This is a genomic window from Rathayibacter sp. AY1A2 (assembly GCF_002930935.1).
In the GTDB taxonomy this organism is placed as follows: Bacteria; Actinomycetota; Actinomycetes; order Actinomycetales; family Microbacteriaceae; genus Rathayibacter.
Genome location: NZ_PSTP01000021.1, coordinates 1 through 16,181, shown reverse-complemented (window position 1 = coordinate 16,181; position 16,181 = coordinate 1). Strand labels below are relative to the sequence as shown.

The window sequence follows — 16,181 nt, the reverse complement described above, 5'->3', positions numbered from 1 at the left end:
TTACCGGGATTGCCGCTAGGCTCCCGGTAACAGTACTGTTCCTCATTGGAGGTACCACCATGACCGCTCAGATATTCGCCCTCTGCAACCAGAAGGGCGGTGTGGGCAAGAGCACCACCACGTTCCATCTAGCCCGCGCCGCAGTGCTGCGCGGACAGCGAGTGTTGGTGGTCGACAACGACCCCCAGGGCAACCTCACCGCCGTGGCCGCCGCCGAGGGCGTCGCAGACGACCAGGCAGGCTTGGCAGACGCGCTCAGCGAGCGCGCGCCAGAGACACTGCGCGACGTCATCGTGGCGGGGGTCTGGCCGGGGCTCGATGTCGTGCCCACCACCGGCGTCACTCTCGGTTACGTCCGCGACGAGCTGGTCATCGCCGGAGCGGGGCGAGAGGGGCGGCTGCGCCGCGCTCTCGCGGCCGTAGCGGACGACTACGACCTGATCCTCATCGACTGCGCCCCGTCGCTGGATCAGCTCACGATCAACGGCCTGACGGCCGCCCAGGGCGTCGTGGTGGTCACCCACTCGAAGCTGTGGAGCACCAACGGGCTCGCGCAGCTCCTCGACACCATCGAGAACGTTCGCGGCTACTACAACGCCGAGCTGCGCGTCGCGGGAATCATCGTCAACCAGCACGAAGAGCGCACCGTCAGTGGCGCGACGTGGCTGGAAGAGCTGCGCAGCGCCGCGGAGGCCCGGGGCCTCAGTGTCCTACTCCCGCCGATCCCCAAGCGCGTCGTCATCGCGGACGCGACCGAGGCCGCCCGCGGCCTGGACGAGTGGGGGAGCGCCGAAGCATCCGCACTCGGCGCCATCTACGCCGACCACCTGGCCAGCATCGAAGGAGAACGCCCGTGAACCGCCCCGCACCCCGTAAGTCCAGCCTGGCCGGAGCAAATCCCATCACCCCGCCTCAGATCGCGGCTGCGGAGCCGGCAGCAGAGCCGCCGGCTCCGCAGGACAGCCCGGCTCGGTCGGCGCCGCCGGCCCCCGCGATCGAACAGCAGGAGACGCCGGCCGCGAAGCCGATGACGAAGCCGAAGTACCCGCCCAAGGTGAGCTTCTACCAGGACCCCGTGGACACGTCTCGAGTACGCGGCGCGATCCGACACACCCAGGTCCAAGAAGGCACCCGCACTCTCTCGCAGTTCATCAATGACGCGGTGATGGAGAAGGTGGCGAGGCTCGAAGCTCAGTACAACGGAGGCCAGCCGTTCCCGTCCGTTGGAGCGCGCGAGCTGCCCCAGGGCCGACCGATGGGGGAGTGACCCACCGAACATGCAGGGCCGGCCCTCGTCGGACCGGCCCCGAGGAGGAGAGCCCCCTCGACCGCTCGCCGCACGCCCGGAACGGCCAGGCGCGCCCGAACGGCCGTCAGCGGCGGGGTCGCGGCTTGTAGGTCTTCCCCGCTCGAATGTTCCGGTTCTCGATCACGCCGACGACCGCCAGGCCCACGGCGACGGCGACGATCAGCACCCAGCCCAGGACGTTGAACCACTCACCGCTGAACGCCGCGTAGGTCTGCTCGCCTGCGATTCCGAGGAACATCAGCGACAGCCCGCCCCACACCCCGCCGTTCGCGATCGACGCGGTCCACGCCAGCGGCGTCCGAGGAGTCCGGGGAGTACTCATGTCGCCAGCGTGCCACGCTCGGCTGAGGGGCGCGCGTCCTCCTCCGTAAAATCCGAGGATGGTTTCGGCACTTGTTTGCAAGATCGTCAACAAGCACGAGCGCGACATCCGCGCGATGCAGCGCACCCTCTTCACCGACGCGGGGGAGCGGATAGCCGGCGCCGGCATGACCGACGCCCAGGCGATCGCCGCAGCGCGAGCGCGCGCGTCGAGCCTCCCGCGCCTGCGCGGTCGCTCACTGACCAACCGGCGTGCAGAGGTGTCGGTCATTATGGACCGCGGCCCAGCCGCGCAGCTCGAACCCGACTCCGGCGTCGACCCGGCACTCTCGCTCGTCAGCGTGTCCGTGAAGGGCTCGAATCTCCTCGTCGGGAACTCAGAGATCCTCGACACTGACGAGTACGCCGCATGGGCGCAGGCGGCCGTGGGGGAGTCGTGGGCGAGCCGGCTCTACTCGGCCGGCGCCCTGTCGGGCAACAACGACAAGCGGCTCTCGACGTTCTACTTCTACGTGTTCACCGACCGCGACGGCCAGGCCGTCGACAAGCCCGAGGGATGGAGTCTCCCGCTCGAACCTGTAGGCCCGTGAGACACCACACAGGCGCTTGAACTCAGCCGCCACTGGCTTTGCCTAGTCCACGTAAGAACTTGGCAAGTTCGGTCCAGCTCCTCTGGCTTTCTCTTTCAGGCGCGAGCTTTGCCCGCGCAGCGGTGACGGAGCACCGCCAAGAGGAAGCCGCTACGCGGCTCTTTTTCTGTTTTCTTCACCTCTCCGCGGTTTCAACCTATTTCGCTCCGCCGGCTGCGTGCCGTCTCTCTCGGACGCGGTCGCAAGCTCCCTTATTTCGCCCGAGAGAGCCAGCACTCCGCCAGCTCCACTCAATTGGTTTTCACTCGCCGGAGAGGCAAAGAAAAACGATCAGTAAGGGAGAGCAGAGATGGATGCCATTCGCATCACGGCCGATGAATTCGAGACGGTGAGCATTGCGGACCCGGGAGAGGAAGCGCACGTCGCTGAGTTGCAGGCGGCGATCGGCTGCCACTGGTTTGACGTGATCCGCTGCAAGCACGGGATCGATCTATGGGTCGATGACGAGGGCATGATCAACGGGAGCACCATTAACCGCCCCGCGACGTTCCTGGCCAACCTCCTCGGCTACCCCAGCCCCGTCTACGGGAGCGCCGTGGTCCTCGGCGGGAACGCCGACACGGGAGACACCGTGCCCCTCACCCCGGAGCAGGAAGCGCGCGTGCGCGACCTCCTCGGCCTTCCTGCGACGACCGAGACGGACGCCTGATGAGCGCTCAGCGGAACAACCCGATCCTGCGCGACCTCCGCCAGACTGCCCGACTCCTGCGGAAGCCACAGGCGCAGGTCGCCGCAAACTGGCTCCGATCGCCCGGATTGCTCGACTACTCCCCGACCAAGAGCGTCGGAATCACCGCCGAGCAGCACGCTCACGCCCTGCAAATCATCCGCCGCCTTGCCGGGACCATCGACGCTTCGAGCGCCAGGTCGCGCCAGTGAGCGGTGCGGGCCGGCCTCCCGGGCCGGCCCGTGAGGGGCGACCCCCTCACGCTCCCCCGACACCAGTCAGGACGACGGAAGTTGGTCGGAGTCGTCGTCTGAGATGTCGATGGCGAGAGGAGGCTGTGACGGGCGGGGAGGTGGGACACGGTTGCCGTGCTCCTCCATCCGTTCTTTGATTTCCCCCGCAATTTCATCCAGTACTTCATCCAAGGTCGTAACCCGGGCAGCGGCATCGGTCGAAACTGTCACCGGAACGTACCGCTGGTTGAGGTCGTCGGGTTTGAATGCGTAGATACCCACTCCATCGGAGTAGGTGGCGGTCAAGATCTGTGCTTCTTTCACCATGCGGGCGTACTGCTTCGCCTCATCATGGTTACCGGTGACGCTTTCGAGTCGCGCGGCCCACAGGGTGTATACCCGAGGATCGGCTTTCTTCCTCCACGCGTTCCAGTTGTGGATGCTGGTGCTGTGCCGAGCAAGTTTCAGGTCCGTTGCCTGGAACTTCAGTTCTTTGCGCCGGTTGGTCCAGTCGGCGAGACCACCGCGGGGCTTGCCGCCCTTCACTCCAGGTGCTCCGGTGAGCTTCGCTTCACAGCAGATGAGGGGATCGCGTAAAACTGCTGTGTCGCGGTCGGGCCAGGCGATGTCGATCTGGTGGTTCTGCGAGAAGCCGGCGATCTTGCTCCTGGACGCGAGGACGCTGGTGGTCTTGTTGCCGAGGATCAGGGCCATGATTTCGGAGAACCAGTTGCCTTTGCTGCGGTAGAGGCCTTCGCCGGTTTCGTCCTTGTCGACGGCGGCTCCGACCGCTCGCGGGGTGCGGGGGATGACGTGTTCGCGCCGGTAGGTGTCGATCGACCACAGCAGGTCGAGGAAGTCGACCTCGACGCGACTGAACTCGCGAATGTGCTCGTCCTGAATCCGCTCCTTGAGGAGGAGGAGCTTCTGGGCGGGATTCCCGACCAGGGCCTCGACTCGCGCTTGATCAGCAGGGTCCCGGGATGCGCGCCGCGCGTCAGCCACATCTCCTGGCGCGTCGAGGTCTTCGGGGGAATCGATGTCCGCGATGGGGTCACTCTCCTCGGTTGAGTCGGCGGGATCGAAGCTGCCGTGCTGCTTCGAGGAGTTCCGCGATCTCGGCCTCGGCCAGTCCGACGCCGGTACCCAACACTGCGGCGTCGACGCGCTTCGCGACTTCGGTCCACTCACCGGCGGCGAGCTGCTTCTCCAGTTTCGACTTCATCGGTTTCAGTTCCGCCCATGCGGCGGCCAGGACGCTCGCGTTGGGGACGGGGAGACTGGTTGCTTCGCGCGGCTCCATTTTCAGGATGCCGCCGCCGTAGGAGCGGCCGTTGATTTCCGCGCCGAGCATGGTCGCGGAGTTCAAGCACAGCAGGGGCAGCGCGGCCGCGGCGTCCGCCGAAGCGTCAGCGTGGAGCCGAATGCCGTGCATGGAGTTCAGGAACCCGACCTTCGCCGTGTTCGTGATCAGCCGCGGGTAGTTGTGGCTCATGTAGGTGAAGAAGAGGTCCGGCGGAGCCGCGACCGGAGGACGCCACCACGGCGATCGGATCTGGCACTTGTACGCCTCGTTGACGTGCAGGGATTCGCCGTAGGCGGTGTACGCGCGGCGCGCATCGGAGTCGTCGGTGGGCGCGGGCCGGAAGAGCCACACGCGCTCACCGCGCTCGCGCAGCTCCTGCCAGTGCTTCGCGGTGAACACGGACGAGTGGAAGTGGCGAGTTCCGGGTGGGCTGATCTTGACGAGCTGGCTCTCCGCGAGCCCGTATTCAAGCCGCGTCGCCTCAGTCAGTGCGAAGAACGAGTTGCCGCCGGTGACGGCACCCAACTCGACGCGCCCGTAGTCACCGAGTGCGGAGAAGTGGCTGCCGATGACCTCGCGGTACAGGCCCCGCTGCTTCTTGGGGATGAGGATGTCAGTCCACTTACCCGACGTCGGCGGGGTGACGTTCGTGTGCGTGTACGGGCGGAGCTGAGCGAGGTCGTCGGCGGAGTCGACGTGATACAGCGAGAACGAGTCGCAACCACCGCGACCCTCGGCCAGCAGGAGCACGACGTCGGCCAGTGCACCCTCGAACTGAAGTCGTTCGAAGAGCACAAGGCTCACGCGCTCGAATCGGCTCCGCAGCCACGCGCGGATCGGTTCGGCGTATCCGACCGTCAGCAGCTCCGCCGGCAGAACCATCGCCAGCCGTCCATCGGGCTTTAAGAACCCGGCCGAGTGCACCAGGCTCGCCGCCCATGAGGACGCGAGGCCGCTGAGGCGGACGCCGCCTCGCAGAGCCGCCTCCGCCGACAGGCGCCGGGACACGCCCACGTGCTCCTGGTAGCGCACGAACGGCGGGTTTCCGATCACCGCGTCAACGAACGGGACGGTCGCGCCGAGCATGTCTGGGGTCTGCACGGCAAAGAAATCAGACGCGATCAGCGTCCCGTCCAGCCCCTCGTCCTCCAGTAGCGTCATCGCTTCAACGAGGGACGCTTCGTGAAGATCAACGCCGAAGAGCTGGCTGTCGAGGTCGCCGGCGGTCTGCCCGAGGCGCTTCAACTCCTGGCCTGCGGCGATGAGGAACACCGCTTCGCCGCAGGTGGGATCGAGGACACTCGCGCCCGCATCCCCACGGATGGCCCACTCGGCCAGGTGTTCAGCAATCGCAGGCGGCGTGAAGAACGCGCCCCGCGCCTTGCGCAGTTCCGCGGAGTCGCCGGGCAGCAGTTTCACTTTCCCACCCTAGGTTCGACCGCGGACATTGCTGGCTACGACGGTACCCCGCGACGCGCAGGCACGAGATCCGAGGTCAGTCCTCGAGCATCTCTCGGCGCGCGCCTTCGCCCATGCTGTCGTAGTCCTCAGCAATGAGCTGGTCGAGGTAACGCTGCTTCGGAGACTCCGAACGAGGACCCCTCGTGCTCGACGTCGATCCGGTCAGCGTTTCAGGTGCGTCAGTTCCATCAGGCTCGTCGCTCATGCAGCTACGGTAGCGACCCTCGACGCGCGCTGAGCAGGTGTTTTGGCTTTGGCTTGCGCCTTAGGCGAGGAAGGCCGGAGCCCGAGCGGACTCCGGCCTTTTGGCATCGCGATCAGGCTGCCCTAGATGCGTTGTGACGGCGCGCGGGCCGCCCATCGGTTGCCGTACTCGTATCTGCGGTCTCCTGAAGGGCCGCAACGAGCCTGGGGTCGTTGAGGAAGTTTTGTTCAGCGACGGTCAGGACAACAGCCGGCTCAAGAACGAGGCGCCCACCGGGCTCCTCGGTCACGAGGTACTGGCCGTGCTGCGCAAGCTTGCCGAGGCTCACGCGCTTCCTTCCGTCGACCTGGATGAGGGTGCTCATGGTCGCCTACTTTTCAGTTCTTGTGTCTGTGTCTGTGTCTGTGTGGTCCGCTCTGGGACCGTCTTGTGCGTGCCAGTTTACCCCTAAACCGTCGCGCCGCAAGTGGGAGCTGGGGTAATGGGGCAAACGGGTGTAGGATGAGTGAATGCACCTCAAGATGGACCCGCGAGTAACAGCGCAGTTCGCCCTATACGATGCGCAGGATCCCGACCTCGCGGACGCGTTCGATGAGATTTTTGACCTCCTCGAACGAGATGACCCCGCCGATCCGGGGCACTGGCGTCTGCGCAACAAGCTCATCCGCCCAGCAAACGCCTTCGTTGTCACTGTCCGAGTGCGGGGCCGAGATCAGGCGTACTACCTGTTCTGGCAGCCCCAGGACATGCAAGAAACGGCCGTCGTTCGCTTCATTGGAGACGGCGCGGCCGACCTCTCCTGAGCGCACTATCCGGACGCGACCCCGGCTGGTTGACTGCAAGCGCAGGCTCGGCCCACCCCAGCCGCAATGCCGTGGCGACGCGGTCGGCGCCGACCGTCACCTCAAACGTGCGAAGTCGGAGAAATCTCCGCCACCTGAGGCGGACAGGTAGTCCGAGCTGACGTGGGTGATGAGGCATCCTGCTTGTTGCAGTCGATCCCGAAGCGCCTGTCGGCGCTCAGGGGAGTTGTCCATCGCCACGCGGTGTCGACCGTCGATATCGCTCCACAGATCACTGTCCCCGTAGGTGACGATGATGGTCCGGCTCGGAACACGACCGAAAGCAAGCCCGGCTTCGAAGATCACGTTGGGTCGAGCTTGAAGTCGTCGGATCGACACGCCGAGGTCTGGGTGAAGCGCCGCCCATTCGTCAGGCGTGATGAGCGCGACGATGGCCTGAGCCCGAGTGAACGCCAAGTCGATCGCGGCCCCGGTGAAGGGGCTGCCCTCTCCTGAGTCGTTGACGATCGTCTCGAACTCCAACGGCACCAGGTGCAGCGCTCGCAAGAAGGTGAACATCGCCGTCCGCGCCCTCTGATCCTGCCCGTAGATCACCGCTACGCGTTTGCGAGCATCGAGGTCAGTTGGAGCGGTTGGCCGAGGTGGGAGGGGAAGGGTGGCGGGCGGCGCCGGTTCAGCAGCGGACGCGGGAGCTGCGGCTGTCGGCTGTCCCTGGTCGGGCAGGACGTACCCCTGAGACGTCCGCGTGACACCGTGGCGGTTCAGCACTCTGGTTTCGAGAGTGCGGTAGGCGTCAGAGTCCATCCGGAACTCGGAGGCAGGATGATCGACGTAGAGCGCGTTGAGCAGATCCAGAACGTACCGATCGGTGTCTGCTTCGTTTTCGAAGATGTGCCTGATGATCGCGGCGCTGCGAGTAGGCAGATTGCCAGTTGTGTTGAGGTTGAACGTTTCCTGATAAGTGTTCATGTTGCCGTGCGTCATGCCGGCCTGCAGCGCGTGAGCTAGATGCCGGCGGTCGTCACGATCGAATGTCTGCGAAGGCATAGGCAGAGGCTAGGTCCTGGGGGCTGGTCGCCGGTTACGCAGGTGCGGGGCGCGTCCCGTATGGGGATGGTTGACCGGACAGTTGCGAAGCGGATCTCGTCTGAGACGATCGGCTCGGATCGGACACCACTGAGCATGAGCACGCCACCAGAAGCAGCAGCACTCGCGCGAGACGCTGCGGCGCGCACCGATGACGCCGCCCTGATGGACGGCGCGCGCCGAGGCGACCGGGCGGCGTTCGGCCGGCTCTACGACCGGCACGCGGCGACGACCTACCGCTATGCCCTCAGTATCGTCCGCGCGCCCGCCGACGCCGAAGACGTCGTGCAAGACGTATTCCTCACCACGTGGACGCGGATCAACGACGTCGCGATCGTAGACACATCCGCCCTCCCGTGGCTGCTTACCACCGCACGGTTCACCGCCCTCAACCTCATCCGAACCAAGACCCGTGCACGGAACCGCACCGAGGACGCGGACCTGTCCCTGCACCCGGATCGACGCGGCACCCCTGACGAGGAAGTCGCGAGGCGCCAGCTCGCCGCGGCGATCAAGGAAGCCGTCTCCGAGCTCTCCGACACCGATCAAGCGTTGTACTACCTGTGCATCGAGCAGGGCAGCAGCTACGCCGACGCCGCGAAAGCACTCGGCTCCACCCACGGTTCCATCCGTAACCGGCTCAGCAGGCTCCGGGCCTCACTCCGCACCACCCTGCGCCCCTTTGAAAGGGAGAACTGATGACCCACGACCTCGGCCCGACCACGGAACAGCTCACCAGGATGCGCGCCACCATCCTCACCGACATCGCTGCCCGCCACCGCTCCACCAAGCGCCGCCGCCTCGTCGGTCTCGGCCTCGCGGCCGTCGTCGCGACCGGCACCAGCGCCGCCGCGATTGCCGTCACGCAGGCCAGCAATGACGAAGCGAACACGAGCTTCGACTGCTACTCCGTCGCCGACGTCCGCGCGGACCACGGCACGAGCAGCCTCGTGGACGATGACCGCAACACATTCGAGCTGCTTCCACTGTCGGAGCGGGTCGCCGCCGCCCTCGAACGATGCGAAGCGAGCTGGAGCGCCGTCCCCGACGAGCCCTACCCGGGAAGCGGACCCATCGACGTACCCAACCCGACGGTCTGCGTCCTCGCGGACACCAGGCTCGGCGTCTTCCCGAACAGAGCGGGCCAGCCCACCGGCCCCTTCTGCGAAGGACTCGGCCTCGAACCGCCGACAGTCGCGGCATCTGCCGACTGAGCCATCCCACGGAAGGCGTTACGTCCCGTAAGAGGATCGCTGGCCGGGCGTCTGGGAGGATCAGCGCATGTTGCTGGACGCCGAGCTTGCCGCAGCGCTCGAGGCTGTCGGGATGCGGCGGCGTCATCCGGTTTCGGAGTACGACTACCGGATCGATGACGTGCGGCTGGTCGCTGGTCTGCTCGACTTTCGGCTTGTGCAGGTCGGCGGTCACACGGCTCGGATCAGGATCGCGTTGCCGTCGTCGGGAAATGATCAGCCCTGGATCTATGCCACCCCGCGAGATGCTGCGGACTGGACTTCGCAGCTGCTCGTGTGGATCGATGAAGAGGTGGGGACCGGTGGGCTTTCCGGCGGACGACTCCGAGTTGAGGAGGGCGGCGTGACGTACCTGGTTGTCGCGCCCTACGGCTGGCGGAGGGCCAGCGAGGAGGAGCACATAAGACTGCTTGACGGGACACGCGCGTAGAGGGCGTGCTTCCGCGGCTCGGAGGGGCGGATCAACCCCGGTGACCCGCCCATCCCGAATGGGGATCGTTCATCGGGCCGGTGAGCCGGCGGGTGCTGCTCTCGGCCGCGTTACGGGTCGCGGCCGAGAGCAGGGCGACACCGGCGGCCCCCCCCCGCCGGTCTGTCGCGTGCGGCGTCAGCGAAGTCCCCACTCCTCGACCGCACCGCCCCAGAGGAGCCACCCGCGCACTGCCCGAGCGTCATCCGAGCTGGATGCTGCTGCGCAGCTCACCGCCACTCCGCGTCTCGAGCGTTCACCGGTCAGGTCCGGGCGATGCTCCTGGGGAGTGATGCCGTGTCAGCTGGCGGGGGAGATGTCCGGTGCGACGGTTTCCGGGAAGTCTGCCGGGGTGTGCGCCGTCTCGTGGGTGAGGGTGTCGACTGACCAGGTGCCCGCGTGTAGGCGCAGGGTCGCCTCCTGCGGGAAGGAGTAGGCGTACTCCGGAGCAGCTTCTCCGGTCTCGTACGGGCTCCGCTGAAGGGTCGTGCTCTCGGTGAACGTCACCGTGGCCGAGTCGCCCGTGATCTGCACCGAGTCCAGCGACACGTCGGTCTCGAACGCCGTGAAGGACTCACCGAGCTCGAGGTAGCGGTCTCGCTGAACGCGCAGCCGGGCGTCATCCTCCATGATCACCGCAAGCCGCCCCGGCGTCGAGGTCGATTCCGGGACGCCGAGGCCGGTGAGCTGCGGCGATCCTTCGACCAGGCTCTGAGCGTTCCGGTGCTCGAGGTCTGGGATCAGTGCCGTCGCGATCGCCTCGTTCTGCGACGACGAGGATGTGAGGCCGGCGATCACCGCTGCGCCGGCTCCCGCGACGCACACAGCGCTCAGGGCTAGGACAAGCACTCTGGCAGGGCGCACAGCTCTCTCCTCACAGGAAGCCAATGACCGGCTGCCGCGAGCCTATCCACCACGGCATGACTACCCGAAACGGCATGACTACCCGAAGAGGGACAGTGTCGACCGGCCGATGAACGGGCAATGACGACGTCGGTTCGGAGGGCGTACGGTGACCGGCGTGGACGACGCCAGCGACCGAGCGAACCGGTGGGCGGTCGGCCTCGGTGTCGTCGTGCTCCTACCTGCCGCTTTGTGGACGATGGTGAGCAGCGTCCTAATGGGCTTCGCGACGGACTCGTGCGCAAGCGCGAGGCCCTGCGACCGCGGACTGGCTGATGCGGGCATGGCGGTCGGCTTCTTCGGCGCCCTCGGCGTCTCCGTGGCTGTGATCGCGGCGTTCCTCTTCAAAGTCGGGCCGCGCGGGGTCAGCGCGTGGATCCCGTGGACGGGCGTCGGGCTCATCGTCCTCACTGGCATGGCTGCCCAGCTCCTGGTTCAAGCTGCCACCTGAGCATTGTCGCGGCCTTGAATGTGCACGCTGCGGTCCCTGCCTGCCCTAGCGTTGCCTCATGGTCGCGTCTCGGCCTGAAATGCGCAGCGCCGTTCCGAAAGGGGAGTGTCTGTCGCGGGTCATCAAGAAGCCCACCGGCTCTTAGGCTGACCCGATGAGTTCCCCGGCACCGACCCGCCCGTTCGTGGGCGCTGCTCGCGTCGCCGTCGGTGCAGCGGCGATCGCGGTGATCCTCCACACCTACGCCTTGAGCATCGCGGCCGGCGATCCGAATCCGTTCGACTACTTCGGCTACTTCACGAACCAGACCAGCCTCCTCGCGAGCGCGGTGCTCATCGTCGCCGGATCGGTCGCGCTCGCCCGCCGTCCGACGCCGGTGTGGCTGAGCTACGTCCGCGGCGCGGCGACGGCCTACTCGATCGTCGTCGCCGTGATCTACAACACCCTCGTTCCCGGTACCGGAACGGCTCCGCCCTGGGTCAGCGCCGTCCTGCACGTGGTGCTCCCCGCGCTCGTCCTCCTCGACTGGATCGTCGTCGCCGACCGCGGACCGCTCTCCTGGCGCCGGCTGTGGGTGGTCCTGCCCTACCCGATCGTCTGGGTCGTCGTCGTGCTCGTCCGCGGCGCAACCGACGGGTGGGTGCCGTACGGTTTCCTGCTCCCCGAGAACGGAATGCCGTCGCTCGTCCTGCACGTCGCCGGGCTGACCTGCGCGGTGCTCCTCGCGGGCGCGCTCGTCTGGGCACTGAGCCGACGCCGCACCTTCCACCTCATCTAGTTGATGTCCCAGCGGAGTAACTTCTTGACTCAGCTCAGTTCACAGATCAGACACTCACCCGCAGGTAGGGGCGCTGACCGGCCGCGGCGATTGAGGCGAGTGTCGAAGCGAGATCCTCGACGAGGCGGTGCACCTGCTCGGGTGACCATCCCTCGAGCTCGGACGACGCATCCTCCCACTGCCGCGCTGCGGCGGCACGACCCGTCTCACCTGCGGCGTCTAGCGCGCCACCCAGGCCGGTGCTGACTGCGATGACGAAGCTCTCGTAGTCATCGGTCGCCGCAACCGGCTGGTACTGCGCCGCGGGAACCTCGAGCGCTGGTGTCGAGGTCAGGATGCCTTCGAGCTCCCAGAGTCCGGTCGGATCTATGTCGCAGACGAGACCGTCCGATCCCGACAGCGCCGCGCCCGCCTCTTCATCGGAACCAGCACCAAACACACTCGCAAGAATTCCCATAGCAGTCAGCGTCTCACATAGCACCCAGCGTCTCACGTAGCACCCAGCGGTGCGCATGTGGCGGGGGACACGCGGTCGTGCGGTGCTACCTCACCTACGCCGAGGAACCAGGTCCGCAGGCTTCGCACGGCGGCTAGCGGAAGCGGTGACCCACCGTTCGTAGCACTGGAACAGCTGAATCGCGCCGACGGCTGAGACGACAAATCCGATCAGAATTCCCACGAGCAGGACTGGGCTGAGCTGGCCCCCTGTCTGATTCAAATCTGCACGAACGCCGGCCTGAAACTGCAACAGCGAGCAGATCACGGCGATCACAACACCCGACGCGAGCAGGCTCGAGCCCTTGAGCACTTCCACCATGACCACCCTCGGTCGTGAAACTACCGCAGAGTCTCCCACCCGACACCGCCTCGACCCTTATGGAGATCGTTCAATGGGCCGCTGCCGGCGGGTGTTGATCTCAGTCGCGCTGTGCGTCGCGGCCGAGAGCAGGGCGACACCGCCCCCCGCCGGGCTGTCGCGTGCGGCGTCAGCTCAGCGATGCCAGGATCTGGCTGGCGAGTGGCAAGCGCGCTAGGTCTCAGGCGGGTATTCTCCGCGCGTGGACCTGAATGACCGATCGAGCGCGGAGTTGGAAGAGATGATCACGGCAGTGTGCCGTCGAGTGCGTCGACGAGCGCGGGCCAGTTTTGACTTCGGTCTGGCGGCCGGTCTCGCGGGAGGCCTGCTGCTGGGCAATCTTTTCTTCGGGGGCCCCTCCACGCAGGCTCTTACCCCGATTTCCGTCGGCTTGCTCGTCATTACGGCGCCGCTCGCGGTAATCGCTACCTACATGAACACGGTGAGGCGTGCCCCGGACTTACAAAGCATCCATGACCTGCAGGAGATTCTCTTGCGCCGAGAATCTGCTTCCTGAGCGCGCCAGGTCCACATCGAATCGTTAGGCTTCTCACCTGCTGTCTGGCGACCCTCCTCTCGGCCGCGGTTGTTAACCAGTAATAGGGTCGGCTGGTGGTCGTGCCGTGCCGTCATACTGAGCACGTGTCCATCAGTTCGCGGGTGTTGCGTTACGCATCCGCCTATGCGCTACTGCTCGTCGTCGTCGCGATCGTGTTGCTGAACACGTGGCCCGACTTGTGGGACGAACCACTCGTTCTCGTCGTCCTCGTTCCACTCATGATCATGGCAACGGCTTACCCGAGCTTGCGTCACCAGCTTCCTCCTGAGAGGAGCGTGCGCGAAGGGCAACAGGAGGGCCGTTCCATCCGCGCCGCTGCGTCCAAGGGCGCTCACTCCGCTGACCTAGAGCCGGACGAAGCGCCGGGGCTTTTCGACTCGCCCGCTCGCCAAGCACTCATGGCAGCAACAGTCACCGCCGCCGTGGTGATCGTGCTGGCTCTCATCAGCGTCGTGCAACCGGCGCTAGATCGAGGGTGACGTCACTGTCGCTCCTGGAGCCAGGAACGTCCAGTTACGGGATCGTTGACCGGCAGAGGGGGCGCTGCGCTATGTCGTCGCTCGTTCTTCCTTCGACTCGGTGATGAGCTCCTGCTTGCGTTCGGCTCTGAGCGCGACGACGGTTCCCGCGAGAGCGAGTGCGGCGGCTGCGGTGAAGAGGGCGGTGGCGTCCCACCTGTAGTGACGGATGGTGATGCCTGGTGAGGTCTCGCTGGCTGCGTAGGTGCAGGACAGGCCGAGCGGGTAGAGGATCTTCTCGCCCGACACGCGGCTGGAGTAGAGGTCGATCCCGTCGGGGTACTCGCTGTGCTGGCACTGCACGGCGGCCGGGTCCCAGCCGGTCTGGATCCAGCCGATCGTGTGGGTGAGGAGGGCGACTGGGGTGCCGATCACCATCGCGAGGATGCCGAGGGTCTTCGCGGTCCGCAGTTCCATCCCGTCAGAGTAGGGCGGACGCTACCCACCACGCGCGTCCCGAAAGGGGATCCCCATACGGAAGGGTCCGCCGGCACCAGGCCCGTTGGGAAATCGGGCTCTAGTCGAAGAGGATCTTTCGCACGTCCTCCACGAGGTTCTCGACTGCAAGCTCAGGCAGCGCTCGGCTGAGAAGGTCGCCCCGCCTGATGACGATCATGGGTACGACGACCTCTCCAGTCGGCCCCTGAGCAACGAGCTCGATCACGCGGTAGATCCGGGCCCCGTCCTGCAGCAGACCAGGCCGAACCGCCATAACGCGCTCTCTCCGCAGGACAATCACGGCGCGAGGACGAGAGGCACCCATGAAGAAGCGGACCGTCGAGCTCTGATCGATGGCCATCGTCGCGGAAACCCCTGGGATGATCCGGCTCCGAATCCCGAGGTCGCGAGCCGCAACAGCGAGGGACGTCTTGGTCACGATGGGAACGAGCAATGATCCCGGACGCCTGCGGAGGATCTCGCTCTCGCGTTGCACAGTCCGTCGAGAGACGACCGATCCGCCCACTGCGATGATCGCCATCGCCCCGATGATTCCGCCGATCATCGCCAGCCACGTGCTGCCGGTTCGGGAACTGTGGGTCAGCGCATAGGCATTGACGATCAGCCCCACGACGACGACGAGGAGCGGCAGGAGGAGGACCCGCGGCCTGCCCTCAAGAGGTCGGCGCGTCAATCGACACTCCTTCGGGATCGGCAGCACTGGTCAGACGATGCGATGTCCGTCACGGCCGGAGGGGAAGAACGAGTGAATCGCGGATCGACTCTAAACCGACCCGGCAGGAGGTCTAAGCCGCCCCGCTGCGCGATCCGCTGGCTGGCCCCGCGCCATCGTCGCAGCGCTTCATGCCAGGGCCACTGCGGCGTCCTGCGATCGGCGAGGATCCGTGGCGTGAGTATCAGTATCGACGGCGAGCACTACGTACTTCTGCGGAGCGCCTTCTGGGCCGAAACGTCGGTAGTCAGTGGGGTCTACGGCTGCGCGGAGCGGGCCTGGGAAGCGGCACGGGCCATGGCGGACGCACCGCCCCGACCTGATCGGTGGGTTCTTGAGACGTGGAGCGGCGGTGAGCTGCGCAGCAGCGTCCAGCTCGACTGACGCTCGGGCAACGCGCCGGGGGCTCTACTGTGGCGGTGCGGTCGAGAAGTGGGGACTTCGCTGACGCCGCACGCGACAGACCGGCGGGGGGCCGCCGGTGTCGCCCTGCTCTCGGCCGCGACGCACAGCGCGGCAGAGAGCAGCACCCGCCGGCTCAGCAGCCCGCTGAACCATGGTTCACCGGCACGCAGGGTTCTAGTTGTCCTTGACTCTGCGACCCGCGCCGCGCCCGTCTCCGCCGGCAATCCAGTCGTTGACCGCTCGAGCTACGTGAGTGTTGTGACTTGCGGCCCATGAGGGATCGTTGGATGCGGATGTGAAGGCGATCATCGGTGTGTGCCGGATGCGGCCGTGACGGTCGCGCCAATGCAGGACCATCAAGCCGGCTTTTTGGCGCACTCGGATGGTCTGGTCGCGAGGGACGCGTCGGGACCACCAGACCCCGTGGACGGTGAGGTCGTTCTCTCGCAGGCTGACACCGCTGAAAACAACCCACCGCGCAGCGAGCGATATGACGACCGCGAAGATGACGATGAAGACCAGCTGCTCGTCCAGCGCGAGGCCGGGCTTCCATACTGTCGCTGCCGGCACGCAGATCAGAGCTGCGGGCAGGAGTATGCCGAAACGGAGCTGGATATTCGGGCGAAACCGCACGAGCGCTGATTTTAAGGGGCGCCCGCCCGTTCGTCGTCCCGTACAGGGATCGTTGAGCGGTCACCCGAACGCCGATCAGTAGACCGATGCACGCCGCATTGCTACGGCGAGACGATAGAACCCCTGAGAGTCACCGTCTGTCAC

The 16,181-nt window shown here is 66.2% G+C and carries 26 protein-coding genes; 14 read left to right on the top strand and 12 right to left on the bottom strand.

Features of this window, described 5'->3' with window-relative positions:
• The first annotated feature begins 59 nt into the window (after nt 1-59).
• Both C5B93_RS14365 and C5B93_RS14360 read left to right on the top strand, forming a co-directional pair.
• Nucleotides 60-857 (top strand): ParA family protein, encoded by a 798-nt coding sequence (locus C5B93_RS14365; RefSeq protein ID WP_104263437.1) that lies wholly within the window; start codon nt 60-62, stop codon nt 855-857.
• Nucleotides 854-1,267: a hypothetical protein gene (locus tag C5B93_RS14360; RefSeq protein ID WP_104263436.1), complete on the top strand. Its 414-nt coding sequence runs from the start codon at nt 854-856 to the stop codon at nt 1,265-1,267. Before C5B93_RS14365 ends, C5B93_RS14360 begins: the two co-directional genes overlap by 4 nt.
• Before the next feature lie 106 nt (nt 1,268-1,373).
• Here the strand turns inward: C5B93_RS14360 and C5B93_RS14355 are convergent, their stop codons facing one another.
• On the bottom strand, nt 1,374-1,631 hold the full coding sequence (locus tag C5B93_RS14355; protein WP_104263435.1) for a hypothetical protein: 258 nt from the start codon (nt 1,629-1,631) through the stop codon (nt 1,374-1,376).
• A gap of 58 nt (nt 1,632-1,689) precedes the next feature.
• On the opposite strand from C5B93_RS14355, the gene C5B93_RS14350 reads away from it, so the two are divergent.
• The 3 genes from C5B93_RS14350 (at nt 1,690) to C5B93_RS14340 (ending at nt 3,159) form a co-directional block, all read left to right on the top strand.
• Nucleotides 1,690-2,220 carry a hypothetical protein gene (locus C5B93_RS14350; RefSeq protein ID WP_104292760.1) on the top strand — a complete coding sequence of 177 codons (531 nt, stop codon included), beginning with the start codon at nt 1,690-1,692 and terminating at the stop codon, nt 2,218-2,220.
• 349 nt (nt 2,221-2,569) lie between these two features.
• On the top strand, nt 2,570-2,929 hold the full coding sequence (locus tag C5B93_RS14345; protein WP_104263433.1) for a DUF3846 domain-containing protein: 360 nt from the start codon (nt 2,570-2,572) through the stop codon (nt 2,927-2,929).
• Nucleotides 2,929-3,159, top strand: a complete 231-nt coding sequence (locus C5B93_RS14340; RefSeq protein WP_104263432.1) for a hypothetical protein — start codon at nt 2,929-2,931, stop codon at nt 3,157-3,159. The genes C5B93_RS14345 and C5B93_RS14340 overlap by 1 nt, the downstream gene beginning before the upstream one ends.
• 66 nt (nt 3,160-3,225) lie before the next feature.
• On the opposite strand, the gene C5B93_RS14335 is transcribed toward C5B93_RS14340, so the two are convergent.
• From C5B93_RS14335 to C5B93_RS14325, 4 genes are all read right to left on the bottom strand, one after another.
• Entirely contained in the window at nt 3,226-4,185 is a 960-nt protein-coding gene (locus C5B93_RS14335) for a hypothetical protein (RefSeq protein ID WP_104263431.1), read from the bottom strand.
• A gap of 49 nt (nt 4,186-4,234) precedes the next feature.
• Nucleotides 4,235-5,905, bottom strand: coding sequence for an N-6 DNA methylase (locus C5B93_RS14330; RefSeq protein WP_104263430.1), 1,671 nt, complete (start codon nt 5,903-5,905; stop codon nt 4,235-4,237).
• Between the two features lie 76 nt (nt 5,906-5,981).
• Nucleotides 5,982-6,152 (bottom strand): hypothetical protein, encoded by a 171-nt coding sequence (locus C5B93_RS17340; RefSeq protein WP_181065555.1) that lies wholly within the window; start codon nt 6,150-6,152, stop codon nt 5,982-5,984.
• A 112-nt stretch (nt 6,153-6,264) separates the two neighbouring features.
• Nucleotides 6,265-6,516, bottom strand: a complete 252-nt coding sequence (locus tag C5B93_RS14325) for a hypothetical protein (protein WP_104263429.1) — start codon at nt 6,514-6,516, stop codon at nt 6,265-6,267.
• A gap of 145 nt (nt 6,517-6,661) precedes the next feature.
• On the opposite strand from C5B93_RS14325, the gene C5B93_RS14320 reads away from it, so the two are divergent.
• Nucleotides 6,662-6,955 carry a hypothetical protein gene (locus tag C5B93_RS14320; protein WP_104263428.1) on the top strand — a complete coding sequence of 98 codons (294 nt, stop codon included), beginning with the start codon at nt 6,662-6,664 and terminating at the stop codon, nt 6,953-6,955.
• A gap of 96 nt (nt 6,956-7,051) precedes the next feature.
• Here the strand turns inward: C5B93_RS14320 and C5B93_RS14315 are convergent, their stop codons facing one another.
• Nucleotides 7,052-8,002 carry a TIR domain-containing protein gene (locus tag C5B93_RS14315; RefSeq protein WP_104263459.1) on the bottom strand — a complete coding sequence of 317 codons (951 nt, stop codon included), beginning with the start codon at nt 8,000-8,002 and terminating at the stop codon, nt 7,052-7,054.
• 66 nt (nt 8,003-8,068) lie between these two features.
• Between C5B93_RS14315 and C5B93_RS14310 the strand changes: the two genes are divergently transcribed.
• The 3 genes from C5B93_RS14310 (at nt 8,069) to C5B93_RS14300 (ending at nt 9,724) form a co-directional block, all read left to right on the top strand.
• Nucleotides 8,069-8,740 carry an RNA polymerase sigma factor gene (locus C5B93_RS14310; RefSeq protein ID WP_181065556.1) on the top strand — a complete coding sequence of 224 codons (672 nt, stop codon included), beginning with the start codon at nt 8,069-8,071 and terminating at the stop codon, nt 8,738-8,740.
• Complete coding sequence (locus tag C5B93_RS14305; RefSeq protein ID WP_104263426.1) at nt 8,740-9,255, top strand: hypothetical protein; 516 nt, start codon at nt 8,740-8,742, stop codon at nt 9,253-9,255. The genes C5B93_RS14310 and C5B93_RS14305 overlap by 1 nt, the downstream gene beginning before the upstream one ends.
• A gap of 67 nt (nt 9,256-9,322) precedes the next feature.
• Nucleotides 9,323-9,724 (top strand): hypothetical protein, encoded by a 402-nt coding sequence (locus C5B93_RS14300; RefSeq protein WP_104223337.1) that lies wholly within the window; start codon nt 9,323-9,325, stop codon nt 9,722-9,724.
• Between the two features lie 339 nt (nt 9,725-10,063).
• On the opposite strand, the gene C5B93_RS14295 is transcribed toward C5B93_RS14300, so the two are convergent.
• Nucleotides 10,064-10,561, bottom strand: coding sequence for a hypothetical protein (locus C5B93_RS14295; protein ID WP_146078501.1), 498 nt, complete (start codon nt 10,559-10,561; stop codon nt 10,064-10,066).
• 223 nt (nt 10,562-10,784) lie between these two features.
• Between C5B93_RS14295 and C5B93_RS14290 the strand changes: the two genes are divergently transcribed.
• Together C5B93_RS14290 and C5B93_RS14285 are read left to right on the top strand one after the other, a co-directional pair.
• Complete coding sequence (locus C5B93_RS14290) at nt 10,785-11,117, top strand: hypothetical protein (protein WP_146078500.1); 333 nt, start codon at nt 10,785-10,787, stop codon at nt 11,115-11,117.
• 154 nt (nt 11,118-11,271) lie between these two features.
• Entirely contained in the window at nt 11,272-11,895 is a 624-nt protein-coding gene (locus C5B93_RS14285; RefSeq protein ID WP_104292757.1) for a Pr6Pr family membrane protein, read from the top strand.
• 46 nt (nt 11,896-11,941) lie between these two features.
• On the opposite strand, the gene C5B93_RS14280 is transcribed toward C5B93_RS14285, so the two are convergent.
• Nucleotides 11,942-12,352: a hypothetical protein gene (locus tag C5B93_RS14280; protein ID WP_104248174.1), complete on the bottom strand. Its 411-nt coding sequence runs from the start codon at nt 12,350-12,352 to the stop codon at nt 11,942-11,944.
• Nucleotides 12,353-12,442: 90 nt separating this feature from the next.
• Nucleotides 12,443-12,712, bottom strand: coding sequence for a hypothetical protein (locus C5B93_RS14275; RefSeq protein WP_104248173.1), 270 nt, complete (start codon nt 12,710-12,712; stop codon nt 12,443-12,445).
• 241 nt (nt 12,713-12,953) lie between these two features.
• Here C5B93_RS14275 and C5B93_RS14270 point away from each other — a divergent pair, with 241 nt between their 5' ends.
• Nucleotides 12,954-13,268 (top strand): hypothetical protein, encoded by a 315-nt coding sequence (locus C5B93_RS14270; RefSeq protein ID WP_146076581.1) that lies wholly within the window; start codon nt 12,954-12,956, stop codon nt 13,266-13,268.
• Between the two features lie 125 nt (nt 13,269-13,393).
• The gene (locus tag C5B93_RS14265) at nt 13,394-13,789 is read left to right on the top strand and encodes a hypothetical protein (RefSeq protein ID WP_104250057.1); all 396 of its coding nucleotides are present in this window, start codon (nt 13,394-13,396) and stop codon (nt 13,787-13,789) included.
• A 69-nt stretch (nt 13,790-13,858) separates the two neighbouring features.
• On the opposite strand, the gene C5B93_RS14260 is transcribed toward C5B93_RS14265, so the two are convergent.
• Together C5B93_RS14260 and C5B93_RS14255 are read right to left on the bottom strand one after the other, a co-directional pair.
• Complete coding sequence (locus C5B93_RS14260) at nt 13,859-14,245, bottom strand: hypothetical protein (protein WP_104250056.1); 387 nt, start codon at nt 14,243-14,245, stop codon at nt 13,859-13,861.
• Between the two features lie 100 nt (nt 14,246-14,345).
• Nucleotides 14,346-14,960, bottom strand: coding sequence for a hypothetical protein (locus C5B93_RS14255; protein ID WP_104292755.1), 615 nt, complete (start codon nt 14,958-14,960; stop codon nt 14,346-14,348).
• A 216-nt stretch (nt 14,961-15,176) separates the two neighbouring features.
• Between C5B93_RS14255 and C5B93_RS14250 the strand changes: the two genes are divergently transcribed.
• Nucleotides 15,177-15,383: a hypothetical protein gene (locus tag C5B93_RS14250; RefSeq protein WP_104248267.1), complete on the top strand. Its 207-nt coding sequence runs from the start codon at nt 15,177-15,179 to the stop codon at nt 15,381-15,383.
• Nucleotides 15,384-15,578: 195 nt separating this feature from the next.
• On the opposite strand, the gene C5B93_RS16985 is transcribed toward C5B93_RS14250, so the two are convergent.
• The gene (locus tag C5B93_RS16985; protein ID WP_146078499.1) at nt 15,579-16,037 is read right to left on the bottom strand and encodes a hypothetical protein; all 459 of its coding nucleotides are present in this window, start codon (nt 16,035-16,037) and stop codon (nt 15,579-15,581) included.
• Nucleotides 16,038-16,181: the final 144 nt, after the last annotated feature.